This window comes from Rhodoferax fermentans, assembly GCF_002017865.1.
GTDB lineage: Bacteria > Pseudomonadota > Gammaproteobacteria > Burkholderiales > Burkholderiaceae_C > Rhodoferax > Rhodoferax fermentans.
The window spans coordinates 3,198,763-3,214,412 of record NZ_MTJN01000002.1; the positions used below are offsets into that span (position 1 = coordinate 3,198,763).

Sequence of the window (15,650 nt, forward strand, 5' to 3'; positions counted from 1 at the left end):
ATAGCTGCTCGCCCTTGATGGATAAGGGTGAGCGCCTGTTTTGATCAATAAATCACGACACCGCGGATGGACTCGCCGCTTTTCATCAAGTCGAAGCCTTTGTTGATGTCTTTGAGCGGCATGGTGTGGGTGATCAGGTCGTCGATGTTGATCTTGCCTTCCATGTACCAGTCGACAATTTTGGGCACGTCGGTGCGGCCACGGGCACCACCAAAGGCCGAGCCCTCCCATTTGCGACCAGTCACCAGCTGGAACGGGCGGGTGCTGATTTCGGCCCCGGCTTCTGCCACACCAATGATGATGCTGCGGCCCCAACCCTTGTGGGTGCACTCCAGCGCCTGGCGCATGACCTGGGTGTTGCCGATGCACTCAAAGCTGTAGTCGGCGCCGCCATCGGTGAGCTGCACGATGGCATCCACCACGTTGGCAACTTCCTTGGGGTTGATGAAATGGGTCATGCCAAACTTGCGCGCCATCTCCTGGCGGGCCGGGTTGATGTCCACGCCAATGATTTTGTCGGCCCCGACCATCTTGGCGCCCTGGATCACGTTCAGGCCAATACCACCCAGGCCAAAAACAACCACGTTGGCACCGGCTTCCACCTTGGCGGTGAAGATCACCGCGCCAATGCCGGTGGTCACGCCGCAGCCGATGTAACAGACCTTGTCAAACGGCGCGTCTTCGCGGATTTTGGCCAGCGAAATTTCGGGGGCGACGGTGTAGTTGCTGAAGGTGGACGTGCCCATGTAGTGGAAGATCGGCTCACCGTCCAGGCTGAAACGGCTGGTGGCGTCGGGCATCAGGCCCTTACCCTGGGTGCCACGAATTAACTGGCACAAATTGGTTTTGCGCGACAGGCAAAACTTGCACTGGCGGCATTCGGGGGTGTAGAGCGGGATGACGTGGTCGCCCTTTTTGAGCGTGGTCACGCCCGGGCCAACGTCTACCACAATGCCCGCGCCTTCGTGACCCAGGATGGCCGGAAAGATGCCTTCGGGGTCGGCGCCGCTCAAGGTGTAGTAATCGGTGTGGCAGATGCCGGTGGCTTTGATTTCGACCAGCACTTCGCCGAATTTGGGGCCTTGCAGGTCCACGGTTTCAATGGTCAGAGGCTGGCCTGCTTTCCAGGCGACGGCGGCTTGTGTTTTCATGGGGGGACTCTTGGTGGTTGAGCAGGATCAGACAGCGCCTGAGCGTAGCGGAATGTCCGGCCCGGTGTCGGGATGGGGGCATCGTGCCAGGCATGTGGATGCCTGACGACCCGGCCCGGCAACTGACCCAGCGCATGCTTGTTGAACCCTGCCGCAGAGGACGGTGCGCAAGGATCTGAGGTTGCAGATGCTCTATTAAAAAGAGCTGTAAACCCTTGTAATCTAAGGTCTAGAGGCTGATTTGTTGCACAAGGCAGCGTGTGAGCAGCGTCAGGCTGTCTTGTAGAGCAGCGCCACCGCCCGCGCTTCCATCGCGTGCCCCAGGCCGACCGGTCCCATTTTTTCAGCGGTTTTGGCTTTGACGTTGACCTGATCGGGCTGCAGTCCCAAGGTCTGCGCGATGTGGGCGCGCATGGCCGGAATGAATGGCATCAGCTTGGGCGCCTGGGCGATCACGGTGCTGTCGATGTTGCCAATCTCCAAGCCTGTGGCACGCACCCGGCGCGCCGCCTCGGCCAGCAGCACACTGGAATCCGCGCCTTTGAAAGCCGCGTCGGTGTCGGGAAAATGCGTGCCAATGTCACCCAGAGCGGCAGCGCCCAAGAGCGCATCGGTGATCGCATGCAAGAGCGCATCGGCATCCGAGTGGCCCCACAAACCGAGGTGAAACGGCACCTCCACCCCACCCAGGATCAGTTTGCGCCCAGCCACCAGGGCATGGGTGTCCCAGCCTTCGCCAATTCTGAAATTCATTGTGTTGACCTTGTTTGTGTATCAGGGGTGCGCGACAACAGCACCGCCTGCGCCAGCGCAAAGTCTTCCGGGTAGGTCACCTTGAAGTTCTGGGCGCTGCCCGGCACCAGCTTGGGGGCCATCCCCATGGCTTCAATCGCGCTGGATTCGTCGGTGACGGCGTCACCTGCCAGCTCCAGCGCTTCGAGCAGGCTGCCAATGCGGAACATCTGCGGCGTTTGCGCCAGCCATTTGTCGACGCGTGGCAAGGTGCTGGCAACCCGGCCAGCTTGGCCAGATTTGAGGGTGTCGGGCAGCGGCAGGGCCAGCAGACCACCCACTTCGTCGCTCAGGCAAGCATCGAGCAACTGGTTGATCTGCGCCGGGGTGATCAGGCAGCGTGCCGCGTCATGCACCAGCACCCAGTCGTGTGGGACTGCACCCTCTGCCAGCAGCGCATTCAAACCATTAAATACGCTTGAAGCCCTTGTAGAACCTCCGCAAGACGCTATCAAAAAAGATGAATCCTTCCACTGCGGTGTCTGAAAAAACGCGTCATCTGAAGACACCACCACCAGCGTCTGGTCAATACGCGGCACCTCGGCAAACGCCGCCAGGGTGTGCATCACCATCGGTTGGCCCGCCAGCACCTGGTACTGCTTGGGGCCAGCGGCGCCCGCACGTGAGCCGTTGCCAGCGCAGGGAATCAGGGCCCAGCAGCGTGGCGTGGTGCTGGGTGTAAGGGTGATATCGGTGAGTTCAGTCATGGTGTGGGCTGCATTCTAGAATCCGTCACAACACACCCTGCCAATCTTTGCGCAGGGTTTTGGCGTTTCTACCTGACACACTTTCGCATGGAATTACCCAAACTCAACCCCGGCAAGCGCTACACCCTGCCCCGCCCCACCGGTTCGGCCGACGCGCTGCTGCTGGCCCAACTGGCCTTGCGCGACAAGGCCAGCGGCAAGGTGACCGCCATCGTCACCGCCGATGCACCCGACGCTCAGCGCCTGATCGACGAGATGGCGTTTTTTGCACCCGAGCTGCGTTGTGTGTTGTTCCCGGACTGGGAGACGCTGCCGTTTGACACCTTCTCACCGCACCAGGATTTGATCAGTGAACGCTTGGCCACCCTGTGGCGCATCAGCCAGCACGACAAGGACACCGGCGCCGATGTGGTGGTGGTGCCAGCCACCACCGCGCTGTACCGCTTGGCGCCGCCAAGTTTTCTGGCGGGCACCACCTTTCACTTCAAGGTCAAACAAAAGCTCAACGAATCCAAACTCAAGGCGCAGCTCACCCTGGCCGGGTACAGCCATGTGACGCAGGTCGTCAGCCCCGGTGAATATGCAGTGCGCGGCGGCTTGATCGACTTGTTTCCGATGGGCAGCCCGGTGCCGTTCCGGGTGGATTTGTTTGACGATGAGATCGACTCGATCCGCACCTTTGACCCCGACAGCCAGCGCAGCCTGTACCCGGTACCCGAGGTGCGCCTCTTGCCCGGGCGCGAGTTTCCGATGGACGAGGACGCACGTGCACGGTTTCGCAGCCGCTGGCGTGAGCTGCTCGAAGGCGACCCCACGCGCAGCCGCATTTACAAGGACATCGGCAATGGTGTGGCCACCGCAGGCATCGAGTACTACCTGCCGCTGTTTTTTGAGGACACCGCCACCGTGTTTGACTACCTCGGTGACGCTGCCACCGTGGTCCTGCATGGTGACCTGGAGCCCGCGTTTGCCCACTTCTGGCAAGACACCCGCGAACGTTACCGCCTGGTGCAAGGTGACCCGGAACACCCGGTCTTGCCGCCCGAAACACTGTTCCTGAGCGCCGAGCAGTTTTACGGCCGGGTCAACCAGCATGCCCAGCTGGCCATCAAAGCCCGCCCTCACCCTAGCCCTCTCCCTGGGGGAGAGGGAACTGATGCACCAAACGCCCTGGTTTTGCCCCCTCTCCCCCCGGGAGAGGGCGGGGGTGAGGGCCAGTCGCCTTACGCCGAATTTGAAGCCCTGCCACCCATGACCGTGGTGCGGGGCGCCGAAGACCCCTTGGCCCGTCTCAAGAGCCACATCCGCAACACCCAACAGCGCGTGCTGGTGCTGGCCGAGAGTGAAGGTCGACGCGCCAGCCTGCTCGACTTTTTGCATGCCAGCAGCTTTGACCCGCCTGCGTTTGACTCGCTGCAGGAGTTCCTGGCCAGTGACGAAAAGATCGGCATCGCCACCAGCAGCCTGGCCACCGGTTTCAGCTGGCTGGAAAGTGGTGTCGACTTTGTCACCGAGACCGAGCTGTTTGCCGCCAGCCCAACCACCCGCAAACGCAAAAAACAGGAGCAGGTCAGCGATGTCGAAGCGCTGATCAAGGACCTGAGTGAACTCAAGGTGGGTGACCCGGTGGTGCACAGCGCCCACGGCATTGGCCGTTACCGGGGTCTGATCAATCTGGACCTGGGCAACAAATTACCCAATGGTGATGCGGAGATACAAGAGTTTCTTCATCTGGAATATGCCGACAAGGCCACCCTTTATGTGCCGGTGAGCCAGCTGCAGCTGATCAGCCGTTACACCGGCGTGAGCCCGGACGAGGCGCCCTTGCACAAACTCGGCAGCGGCCAGTGGGACAAAGCCAAACGCCGCGCCGCCGAGCAGGTGCGCGACAGCGCCGCCGAGTTGCTCAACATCTACGCCCGCCGCGCCGCACGTGAAGGCCATGCCTTCCGTTACAGCCCCAACGACTACGAGACCTTTGCCAATGACTTTGGTTTTGAGGAAACCGCTGACCAGAAAGCCGCCATCCATGCGGTGATCCAGGACATGATCAGCCCGCGCCCGATGGACCGGCTGGTGTGTGGTGACGTGGGTTTCGGCAAGACCGAGGTGGCACTGCGCGCCGCCTTCATTGCCATCACAGGTGGCAAACAGGTGGCCTTTCTGGCACCCACCACGCTGCTGGCCGAACAGCATTACCAGACCCTGGTCGACCGATTTGCCAAATGGCCGGTGAAAGTGGCCGAGATGAGCCGATTCCGCTCGACCAAGGAAATCACCGCCGCACTCAAAGGTGTAGCGGACGGAACCATCGACATCGTGGTCGGCACCCACAAGCTGCTGTCAGAGTCCACCAAGTTCAAGGACCTGGGCCTGCTGATCATCGACGAGGAACACCGCTTTGGGGTGCGCCACAAGGAACAGATGAAAGCCCTGCGTGCCGAGGTGGACGTGCTCACCCTCACCGCGACACCCATCCCGCGTACCCTCGGCATGGCACTTGAAGGCCTGCGTGATTTGAGTGTGATCGCCACCGCACCACAACGTCGGCTGGCGATCAAAACCTTTGTGCGCACCGAAGGCGCAGGCGTGATCCGTGAGGCGGTGCTGCGTGAACTCAAACGTGGCGGCCAGGTCTACTTCCTGCACAACGAGGTCGAAACGATTGAAAACCGCCGCGCCAAGCTCGAAGAGTTGCTGCCCGAGGCGCGTATCAGCGTGGCCCACGGCCAGATGCCCGAGCGCCAACTGGAGGCGGTGATGCGTGACTTTGTGGCACAACGCAGCAATCTGTTGTTGTGCTCCACCATCATCGAGACCGGCATCGACGTGCCCACCGCCAACACCATCGTGATGGCCCGCGCCGACAAGTTTGGTCTGGCCCAGTTGCACCAGCTGCGTGGCCGGGTTGGCCGCAGCCACCACCAGGCCTACGCGTACCTGATGGTGCCCGATCTGGAAGGCCTGACCAAACAGGCGCAACAACGCCTGGACGCGATCCAGGCCATGGAAGAACTGGGCAGCGGTTTTTACCTGGCGATGCACGACCTGGAAATCCGGGGTGCCGGCGAGGTGCTCGGTGAAAACCAGAGCGGCAACATGCTCGAAGTGGGTTTTCAACTCTACAACGAGATGCTGTCAGAGGCCGTGCGCTGCCTCAAGGCCGGTATCGAGCCCGATCTGCTCAACCCGCTGAACGTGGCCACCGACATCAACTTACACGCCCCGGCGCTGTTGCCAGACGACTATTGTGGCGACGTGCACCTGCGCCTGTCGTTCTACAAAAAGTTGGCCACCGCCAAAACCACGAACCAGATTGATGGCCTGCTGGAGGAAATCATCGACAGGTTTGGCAAACTGCCAACACAGGCGCAAACCCTGATCGACGTGCACCGGCTACGGGTGCTGAGCCAGCCCTATGGTGTGACCAAGGTGGATGCCGCGCCCGGTGTGATCAGCATCACCTTCAAGAAAAACCCGCCGATTGACTCGATGAAGATCATTGCCATGATCCAGAAAAACAAACACATCAAACTGGCGGGCAATGAAAAATTACGCATCGAGCGCGAACTGCCCGAGGCCAAGGACCGGGCCCAGATGGTGCGTGACATTCTCAAGAATTTGGGACAACCGATGGCGCAGGAGAAAGCCACTGCGTGAGTGTTAGCCACCAAAACACTGCGCCCCTGGGTTTGAAGCCAGGGGCGCAGTCTCTGAACACACCGAAAAAGCTTTAGCCTGCCGCGATCTTGGCGCGAATGTGCGCCAATGCTTCTTCCACCTGGTCCACCAGGATCAGGCACAAATCGCCCTCACCGAGCTTGTCCATGGCAGTGTCAATCGCCAGAAACTCACCGGTGATCTCCTGCACCAAGCGTGTGCGGGCGGCGCCGTTGAGGCCTTCACGCAGCAGCGCAATCACCTCACCGTCAGCGCGGCCGCGTTGGCATTGGTCCTGGTACAACACCACGTCATCAAACGCCTGACCCAGGATCTGGGTCTGCTGGCGGATGTCTTCGTCGCGCCGGTCACCCGCACCACTGATCACCACCGAACGCTTACGGGCAGGCATGGACTGGACCGCCTGGACCAAGGCCGACATGGCATCAGGGTTGTGGCCGTAGTCCGCAATCACGGTGGCACCGCGGTAGGAGAACAGGTTAAAGCGCCCCAAGGCGTTGTCACTGTCATTGGAAAAACTGGCCAAACCGGCGCGGACCACGTCCCAATCCAGACCCAGTCCCCAGGCTGCAGCCACTGCGGCCATGACGTTTTCAACCTGGAAATCGATGCTGCCATTGAGGGTGATGGGCACCTCGGACAAGGCCAGCCTGTGCTGGACCTCACCTTGGCAAGCCACCAGCCAGCCGTCTTCCACAAACACCGACCGGTTGCCTTGTGCCAGATGGGTGGCCATCACCGGGTGATCCCGGTCGGCGGCAAAAAAGGTGACCGAGCCAGAACAGTGTTTGGCCATGCCCGCCACGATCGGGTCGGCCGCGTTCAACACCGCCACACCGTGGGTGCCGATGTTTTGCACAATCACCCGTTTGAGCACCGCCAGGTCTTCCACCGTGGTGATGTAGTTCAAACCGAGGTGGTCACCACTGCCCACATTGGTGACCACGGCCACGTCGCAGCGGTCAAAAGCCAGACCTTCACGCAGCATGCCACCCCGCGCTGTCTCCAGCACGGCAGCATCCACATCGGGGTGAGCCAGCACATTGCGGGCGCTCTTGGGGCCGCTGCAATCACCGGTGTCGATACGCTGACCAGCCACAAACACACCATCGGTATTGGTCATGCCCACACGCAGGCCACTTTGGGCCAGCAGATGCGAGATCAGGCGCACGGTGGTGGTTTTGCCATTGGTGCCGGTCACCGCCACCAGCGGGATCCGACCGTTGTCATGGGGACCAAACATGTGGTTGATGACCGCCTCACCAACCGGGCGGCCTTTGCCAAACGAGGGCGACACATGCATACGCAAACCGGGTGCGGCATTGACCTCCACCACACCACCGCCTTTTTCCTCCAGGCTGTGGTGGATGCTCTCGGTCATCATGTCCACACCACAGATGTCCAGACCAACCATCTGCGCTGCCGCCACAGCGCGCGCAGCGACTTCCGGATGGACATCGTCGGTGACATCGGTCGCGGAGCCACCGGTGGACAGGTTGGCATTGCGTCGCAACACAACACGTTGCCCGTTGGTCGGCACCGAGTCCGCCTGCAGGCCCTGCCCGGCCAGGCACGCCAGGGCGATGTCGTCAAAACGGATTTTGGTCAGCGAGGTGGCGTGGCCTGAACCACGGCGCGGGTCCTTGTTGACCTCGTCGACCAGCGCCCGCACGCTGTGGATGCCGTCACCCACCACATGGGGGGCTTCACGTCGAGCTGCGGCCACCAGCTTGTCACCCACCACCAACAGGCGAAAGTCGTGGCCCGGCAAAAACTTTTCCACCAAAATTTTGCGGCTGAACTCGGCGGCCGTCTGGTAGGCGGCCAGCAACTGCTCTTTGGAGGCGATGTTGACAGTGACACCTTTGCCCTGGTTGCCATCTTTGGGCTTGACCACCACCGGCAAACCAATCTCCAGCGCGGCGGTCCAGGCATCATCGGTGTTGCTGACCTCACGCCCCTGCGGCACCGGCACACCTGCCGCATGCAAGAGCTTCTTGGTGAGCTGTTTATCCTGCGCAATCGCCTCGGCAATGGCACTGGTGCGGTCCACCTCGGCGGCCTGAATGCGGCGCTGCCGACTGCCCCAGCCAAACATGATCATGCTGCCCTCGGTCATGCGCCGAAACGGGATCTGTCTGGCCACCGCCGCATCCACAATGGTGCCGGTGCTGGGGCCCAGGCGCACGTCTTCGTCGAGATCACGCAGCTGCGCCAAGGCCTGCTGCAAATCAAAAGACCGCCCCTCCAGCACCGCCAGACACAGCTCCTGCGCCAACTCCAGTGCCAGTCGCCCCACCTCTTCCTGGGTGTACTCCACGATGACCTGGAACACACCGGTCTCCAGCGTCTGTGTGGTGCGCCGGTAGGTCACCGGGCAACCCGCCTGGGCCTGCAAACCAAGTGCAGCCACGCCCAGCACATGGGCCAGGCTCAGTGGGCTGTCCTGTCCGCCCGTATGCACCACACCAATGGCCGGAAAACAGGCATGGAGTCGGGCATCAAAACCGGGGTCTGCGGTCACTGTGCACTCGGCAGGGGTGCAGCTGACCACCACCTCAATGGCGGTGCGGTGCGTCCAAAGGTTGGGGCCGCGAAGGGCTCGAATACGGGATAACTTCATGGCTCAATGTGTTTTTTGGTGGGTGTCAACCCGAAGGTGCGCAAACCGGCACCAATCAATTCTGCGGTGATGCCCAGCGCCCAGGCAGCCGCAGTGGCGGCCAGCACCGCACCTGGCAAAGCCTGGATGTCGGCACCCAACGCATTCAGTGCAATACGCGCCACGGTGGTCTGGCCTTTGGCCAGCACCAGCTGCCCCCCCTCGACAAACACCACCGCCTCACCTCTGTCGCGGTGTGCAATAAGCACCTCCGACGCTGGGTCGAGGGCATAAAAAATGACTTTGCCGTCGCACAAAGCCGCCAGATCCACGACCTGGGCGTCATCTGCGTTGAGCACGGCTGTGCCGTGTGACAGGATCACATCAACCTGGGTGCGCACGACGTTGAACAGTTTGTCCTGGTCATCGATGTAGAACTCAGCCAGTGCAGCGATGTCACCGATGTCGGTCACCACACCCACATCACATCGGTCGTAGGCCAAGCCTTCACTGAGGATACGGTGGCTGTTGTGTTCAAAGACGGCTGTGTCCAGAGAACGGTTGATCAGCAGGTTCTGGCCAGCATCCCAGCTCGTGCTGTCACCCGCATGGACACGACGTGCGCCCAGGTAAAAACCATCACGACAGGCCAGGCCCACCTTGTGGCCCTTGTTGTGCAGCAGCCAGGCGATCAAACGCGCCACGGGGGTGGCATGGCTGCGGCCAGTGACACCGACCACCGAGATGCGACCCAGCTTGTCGGTGTTGTGTGCCACACCAAACAGATGGTCCATGATGGCGGCCCCAATCGGGCGCGGCTGGCCACTGGCCGGTTTCAGATGGGCTAACAAGCCCGGGCTGGCATTGACCTCGATCACCGCGCCGCGTTGCTCGGACAGAGGGCGCGAAGCATCCTCCAGCACCATGTCCACACCGGCAATGTCGAGCCCGACCACGCGTGCGGCCAAGGCCGCCACAGCAGCGACGCTGGGATGCACATCGTCCGTCACATCAAAGGCCACATTGCCATTGCGTTGAATCAGCACCTTGACGCCCGCAGCAGGCACCGAGTAGGCTGTAAAGCCCTGGCGTTCGAGCTCCAGAATGATCTCGCCAGACTCATGCGGTTTCACCACACCGAGCGGAAAGTCCTCTGTTTCACCACGCCGAGGGTCGGTGTTGAGCTGCTGGTTCACCAAGGTCAGGATGTTGGAGACACCGTCACCGGTGACCCAGGCGGTTTCACCCCGAGCGGCCGCCACCACACGCCGCCCCACCACCAGCAAACGGTGTTCGTTGCCTGGAATGAACTGCTCCACAATCACTTTGCTCTCGCCCCGTTGCAGCGCCAGCACAAAAGCGGTTTCAACATCTGCTTGTGTGCTCAGGTCCAGCGAGACCCCACGCCCGTGGTTGCCGTTGTAAGGTTTCACCGCCACCGGTAACCCCACATCCTGGGCGGCCTCCCAGGCTTCTTGCACGGTAGTGACCACCCGGCCTTCGGGCACCGGGACACCACTGCACTGCAGCAAGGCCTTGGTCATGTCTTTGTCACTGGCAATTTCTTCAGCGATGGCCGAAGTCTGGTCAGTCTCAGCGGTCCATATGCGCCGTTGCGCAGCCCCAAAACCGAGCTGCACCAGATTGCCCTCGTTGAGCCGCAGGTGGGGAATGCCCCGGTCGGTGGCCGCCTCGACAATGTGTGAGGTGCTGGGCCCCAGGCAATGCCTGTCCACCAGTTCACGCAGCTGGGTCAGCACCGCAGCCAGGTCAAACGGGGTGTCATGAATAGCGGCATGGACCAGCTCCAGCCCGCTGGCCAGCGCCGCGCGTCCCACCAGCTCCTGCCGGGTACGAAACGCCATCTTGTAGATGCCACGCTGCGAGGTTTGCCGGGTTTTGCCGAAACCGGTGCGCATGCCAGCCAGGTTTTGCAACTCCAGCACCACATGTTCCAGGATATGTCCAGCCCAGGTGCCTTCACGCAGCCGCTGCAGGAATCCGCCGGGTTCACCAATGCCGCAGCGGTGCACGATCAGACCGGGCAGCATGGCCGTTAAACGCTCATAAAATCCGGGCAAGGTGTTGGAGGGGTAGTCTTCCAGATCGCCAAGATCAATCCAGGCTTCGATGACGGGACGGTAGGTCCAGATGTTGGGGCCCCTCAGGTGGGTTACCCGAAGCAATTGCATGGTCTTCGTCGTCATGAATTTTTAAAGGTGTTCATTTAAGCAACAGCCCCGAATTTTCAGTTCATTTGGTCCCCTGCCATCATCCGCAAGGTACAAAAGTTACAAATATTTGTAACAAACCAGCCTGCCCGGACTATCCTCAGGCCATTCATAGGCCCCAAACCGACCCGATCCGGCCTTGGGCTGCCACACCGCTAACCTCTGTTTCCCATGACCCACGACCCCTCTTTTTCTGATCTTTCTGCACAAAACATACCGGCGGATTGGCGGGCCGATGTGTCGGCGCAACTTCAAAATGGCGAGGCCATTCTGGCCGAACTGGTGTTTGACCTGGACCACCAACTGCATTTTGTCCAAGGCCTGGTGCTGGTGACCAACCGCCGGGTGTTGAGCCGCGCGCCTGATGCCAGCTGGCGTTCCTGGGCCTACCAGCCCGGCCTGGCCATGCACCTGTACGACCACGCCGGTGTGGGTCATCTGGAGTTGCTCGACAGCCAGGGACGCCTGGCCCACTGGTGCTTTACCCTGGCGTGTAACCTGCATGCGATCCGCGTTGTTGACCAGTTCCAGATCCACCAGACCAGTTGTGTCAGCGGCGAGCCACCGGTGCTGCCCGAAGGCCATGTCTGCCCAAGCTGCAAAGCACCGCTGGCGCCCGACCAGGACGAATGCCCGATCTGCACCAAGGTGATCCACACCCCGCCTTCGACCTGGACCCTGTTCAGGTTGTGGCGTTTTGCCAAGCCCTACCGGGGCCAGTTGTTCGCGGGTCTGGTGCTGACCCTGCTGGGCACGGCCGCCAGCTTGGTGCCGCCTTACCTGGCCATGCCGCTGATGGACGAGGTGCTGATCCCGTTCCAGAACGGCCAACACATCGAACCCATGGTGGTTGCGGGTTATCTGGCCGGATTGTTTGGTGCCGCTTTGCTGGCCTGGGGCCTGTCCTGGGCCAAAACCTACATCCTGGCGCTGGTGTCCGAACGGATTGGTGCGGATTTGCGCACCACCACCTACGACCACCTGCTGCGCATGTCGCTCGAGTACTTTGGTGGCAAACGCACGGGTGACCTGATGTCGCGTATTGGCAGCGAGAGTGACCGCATCTGTGTGTTCTTGTCATTGCACCTGCTGGACTTTGCCTCGGATGTGCTGATGCTGGTCATGACGGCGGTGATCCTGATCTCGATCAACCCCTGGCTGGCCCTGGTCACCCTGGTGCCGCTGCCTTTTATTGTGTGGATGATCCGCTCGGTGCGCTTTCGCTTGCAAACCGGCTTTGAGAAGATCGACCGGGTCTGGTCGGCGGTGACCAGTGTGCTGGCCGACACCATTCCGGGTGTGCGGGTGGTCAAGGCCTTTGCCCAGGAAGACCGCGAATCGGCCCGTTTTCGCGAGGCCAACAAACAAAACCTGGCGGTCAACGACCGCATCAACAAAATCTGGTCGGTGTTTGCACCCAGCATCTCGCTGATGACCGAACTCGGCCTGCTGGTGGTCTGGGGTTTTGGCATCTGGCTGGTGTCCAAGTCCGAAATCACCGTCGGTGTGCTGATGGCCTTCATCTCCTACATCAGCCGCTTTTATGGCCGACTGGACTCGATGAGCCGCATTGTCTCAGTGACCGAAAAATCAGCCTCGGCGGCCAAACGCATTTTTGACATCCTGGACCATGTCTCGAGCGTGCCGGAACCCACCCAGCCGGTGAAACTGACCCATGTGCAGGGCCGCATCGAACTCAGCGACGTGAGCTTCCGCTACGGCAACCGCGAGGTCAACAAAGGCATCAACCTGACGATCAACCCGGGTGAAATGATTGGCCTGGTCGGCCACAGCGGCTCGGGCAAAAGCACTTTGGTCAACTTGATCTGCCGCTTCTATGACGTGTCCGAAGGTTCGATCAAGGTCGACGGTGTGGACGTGCGCGCCTTGCCGGTGGCCGACTACCGGCGACACATCGGGCTGGTGTTACAGGAGCCCTTCCTGTTTTTTGGCACGATTGCCGAAAACATTGCCTACGGCAAACCGCATGCCACCCGGGCCGAAATCATTGCCGCTGCCCGCGCCGCCCATGCGCATGAGTTCATCCTGCGCCTGGCACAAGGTTACGACTCGATGGTGGGTGAACGCGGCCAAGGCCTGTCGGGCGGTGAACGCCAGCGCATCTCGATTGCACGCGCGTTACTGATCGACCCACGCATCCTGATCCTGGACGAAGCCACCTCCTCGGTGGACTCCGAGACCGAAAAGGAAATCCAGAACGCGCTGGAAAACTTGGTCAAAGGCCGCACCACCATCGCGATTGCGCACCGGCTCTCGACCCTGCACCGCGCCGACCGTCTGGTGGTGCTGGACCGCGGCCAGGTGGTCGAGGTCGGCACCCACGACGCCCTGATGGCAGCACAAGGTGCCTACTTCAACCTCTACGAAGCCCAGGCGCGCAACATGGATGTCGACATGGATGACCGCTCGCAAGTCCGCTTGAACGACAGGAAGAACGACAAATGACCACCAGCCCCCCTTTTACCCTGGTCCGCAACCCTTTTGGGCGGCTGACTCTGACGACCTCTATGGGTGAGGTTGTCGAAGCTGTGGTGCCTGTGCGCGCGTTTCCGATCCAGTCGCCCGAGGTCGGTATTTCGCTGGTGCACACCGATGGCCACGAGGTGGCCTGGATTGAGCAACTGGCCGATGTGCCGGAGCCCGCACAAAGCCTGATCCGCGAGGAGCTGCAACTCCGCGAGTTCATGCCCACCATCCTGAGCATCGAGAGCGTCACGAGTTTTTCCACCCCCTGCACCTGGCGTGTCAAAACCGACCGTGGCCACACCAGTTTTGTGCTGCGCGGGGACGAAGACATCCGCCGTGTCGGCACCAGCATGTTGCTGGTGACCGATTCACACGGCATCCAGTTCCTGATCCGTGATGCCAGCGACCTGGGCCGCGACAGCCGCAAGATCCTGGACCGGTTCTTGTAGGCAAAAATGTGCCTGATCGCCTGGCACTGGCAGCCAAACAGCGCCAACAAGCTGCTGCTGGTAGCCAACCGTGACGAGTTTTACGCCCGCCCCACTGCCGCGCTGCGCTGGTGGGAGGACGCGGACATCCTGGCCGGGCGTGATCTACAGGCCGGTGGCACCTGGCTGGGGGTCAGCCGCTCTGGCCGGCTGGCCGCACTGACCAACCACCGCGACCCGACCCAACAACGCGCTGACGCCCCCTCACGGGGTGAACTGGTCAGCGGTTTTTTGCGCAGTGATCTCAGCGCCGAGGCTTATCTGAGCGAACTGCGTCCACACGCCAACAACTACAACCCGTTCAACCTGCTGGTCTACGACGGCAGCAATTTGATGGGATTGGAGAGCCGCCACGCCCGGGTGCTGGACCTGCCCGACGGTATGGGCGCGGTATCCAACGCCGATTTTCAAACGCCCTGGCCCAAGCTGAACGGTTTGACCAAGAGCCTGCAACAACAGCTCACACAAGGCCAGACCAGCGACGCCGCATTGCTGGCACTGTTGCAGGACCGGCGCACCGCCGCCGATGCCGATTTGCCCACCACCGGTGTGCCGCTGCCGCTGGAGCGCGCCCTGTCCGCCGTTTTTGTGGCCCTGCCCGACTACGGCACGCGCGCTTGCAGTGTGGTGCGTCTGGGCGTCGACCACGTCGACTTCACCGAACAGGGTTTTGACGCCAAGGGGCCACTGCAGGTGCGACACCTGCGAGCGAAACTCGCACCCAGAGTCTGATAACAAATGTGGCTCCAGCCCTTATTCAATAAGCCCAAGTCGCTACAACGTCTGTAGTATGTCGGCCACATCCATCAACCTTGTCCTGTTGTTGCTGTGCCTGAGCGCTGCGCTGCTGCTGCGCCCATGGCAGCTGCTCAAAGGCGCCACCCGCTTGACACCAATGCTCGCGGCATTCACCCTGCTGCCCTGGCTATGGGCGCTGCCCAGCCTGCACCAGATGCCGCTGCAGTTGCAGGGCTCGGGCGCCTGCCTGCTGGTGCTGATGCTGGGTTGGCCGCTGGCAGTGCCGGTCTTGTGTGGTGTGGGTGTGCTGGCTGCGCTGATCTCACCGATGGGCTGGGACACCGCGCTGGACCTGATCGTCTGGCTGGGCCTGGTGCCGGCCACGCTGGCCTTGGGCCTGGGTCTGGCCGTGCGCCGCTGGATCGGGCACCACCTGTTTGTCTACATTCTGGGGCGGGCGTTTCTGGGCACAGTGGTGAGTGTGTTTATCGCCGGTGTGCTGGGCCAGTGGGCGGGTCACAGCCTGCCGGGTGTGGACAACGACCTGAGCCTGGTGGCGCATTGGCTCATTGCCTGGGGTGACGCGTTTTTGACCGGCCTAGTCACCGCGATCCTGGTCGCTTACAAACCCGATTGGCTGGCCACCTGGTCGGACCGGCTCTACCTGAAAAAGCCGTGACACACACGACGCTGCGTTATTTCAAGGAAAATCGGTACCTAACCCTTTGATACACGGCGCTGTTAGCTACTTTATTCATAGTATTTTCCATTCC

Annotated in this window: 10 protein-coding genes; 5 read left to right on the forward strand and 5 right to left on the reverse strand. The window is 61.3% G+C overall.

Annotation, left to right across the window (positions count from 1 at the left end):
- Positions 1–44: 44 nt before the first annotated feature.
- The 3 genes from RF819_RS14935 to ispD form a co-directional block, all read right to left on the reverse strand.
- On the reverse strand, positions 45–1,151 hold the full coding sequence (locus RF819_RS14935) for an S-(hydroxymethyl)glutathione dehydrogenase/class III alcohol dehydrogenase (RefSeq protein WP_078365712.1): 1,107 nt from the start codon (positions 1,149–1,151) through the stop codon (positions 45–47).
- A gap of 270 nt (positions 1,152–1,421) precedes the next feature.
- A complete protein-coding gene (gene ispF / locus RF819_RS14940; RefSeq protein WP_078365713.1) occupies positions 1,422–1,904 on the reverse strand; it encodes a 2-C-methyl-D-erythritol 2,4-cyclodiphosphate synthase in 483 nt (160 codons plus the stop codon).
- Positions 1,901–2,650: a 2-C-methyl-D-erythritol 4-phosphate cytidylyltransferase gene (gene ispD, locus RF819_RS14945; RefSeq protein ID WP_078365714.1), complete on the reverse strand. Its 750-nt coding sequence runs from the start codon at positions 2,648–2,650 to the stop codon at positions 1,901–1,903. The genes ispF and ispD overlap by 4 nt, the downstream gene beginning before the upstream one ends.
- A gap of 87 nt (positions 2,651–2,737) precedes the next feature.
- On the opposite strand from ispD, the gene mfd reads away from it, so the two are divergent.
- Positions 2,738–6,310: a transcription-repair coupling factor gene (gene mfd, locus RF819_RS14950; RefSeq protein WP_078365715.1), complete on the forward strand. Its 3,573-nt coding sequence runs from the start codon at positions 2,738–2,740 to the stop codon at positions 6,308–6,310.
- A gap of 73 nt (positions 6,311–6,383) precedes the next feature.
- Here the strand turns inward: mfd and cphA are convergent, their stop codons facing one another.
- The gene (gene cphA / locus RF819_RS14955; protein ID WP_078365716.1) at positions 6,384–8,954 is read right to left on the reverse strand and encodes a cyanophycin synthetase; all 2,571 of its coding nucleotides are present in this window, start codon (positions 8,952–8,954) and stop codon (positions 6,384–6,386) included.
- Positions 8,951–11,140 carry a cyanophycin synthetase gene (locus RF819_RS14960; protein ID WP_078365717.1) on the reverse strand — a complete coding sequence of 730 codons (2,190 nt, stop codon included), beginning with the start codon at positions 11,138–11,140 and terminating at the stop codon, positions 8,951–8,953. The genes cphA and RF819_RS14960 overlap by 4 nt, the downstream gene beginning before the upstream one ends.
- A gap of 195 nt (positions 11,141–11,335) precedes the next feature.
- Between RF819_RS14960 and RF819_RS14965 the strand changes: the two genes are divergently transcribed.
- From RF819_RS14965 to RF819_RS14980, 4 genes are read left to right on the forward strand one after another with little or no spacing between them, the layout of a single operon-like run.
- Positions 11,336–13,630 carry a cyanophycin metabolism-associated ABC transporter gene (locus RF819_RS14965; protein ID WP_078365718.1) on the forward strand — a complete coding sequence of 765 codons (2,295 nt, stop codon included), beginning with the start codon at positions 11,336–11,338 and terminating at the stop codon, positions 13,628–13,630.
- Positions 13,627–14,100 carry a cyanophycin metabolism-associated DUF1854 family protein gene (locus RF819_RS14970; RefSeq protein WP_078365719.1) on the forward strand — a complete coding sequence of 158 codons (474 nt, stop codon included), beginning with the start codon at positions 13,627–13,629 and terminating at the stop codon, positions 14,098–14,100. The genes RF819_RS14965 and RF819_RS14970 overlap by 4 nt, the downstream gene beginning before the upstream one ends.
- Before the next feature lie 6 nt (positions 14,101–14,106).
- Positions 14,107–14,871 (forward strand): NRDE family protein, encoded by a 765-nt coding sequence (locus RF819_RS14975; RefSeq protein WP_078365720.1) that lies wholly within the window; start codon positions 14,107–14,109, stop codon positions 14,869–14,871.
- Between the two features lie 58 nt (positions 14,872–14,929).
- Complete coding sequence (locus tag RF819_RS14980) at positions 14,930–15,556, forward strand: energy-coupling factor ABC transporter permease (protein ID WP_078365721.1); 627 nt, start codon at positions 14,930–14,932, stop codon at positions 15,554–15,556.
- Positions 15,557–15,650 lie beyond the last annotated feature (94 nt).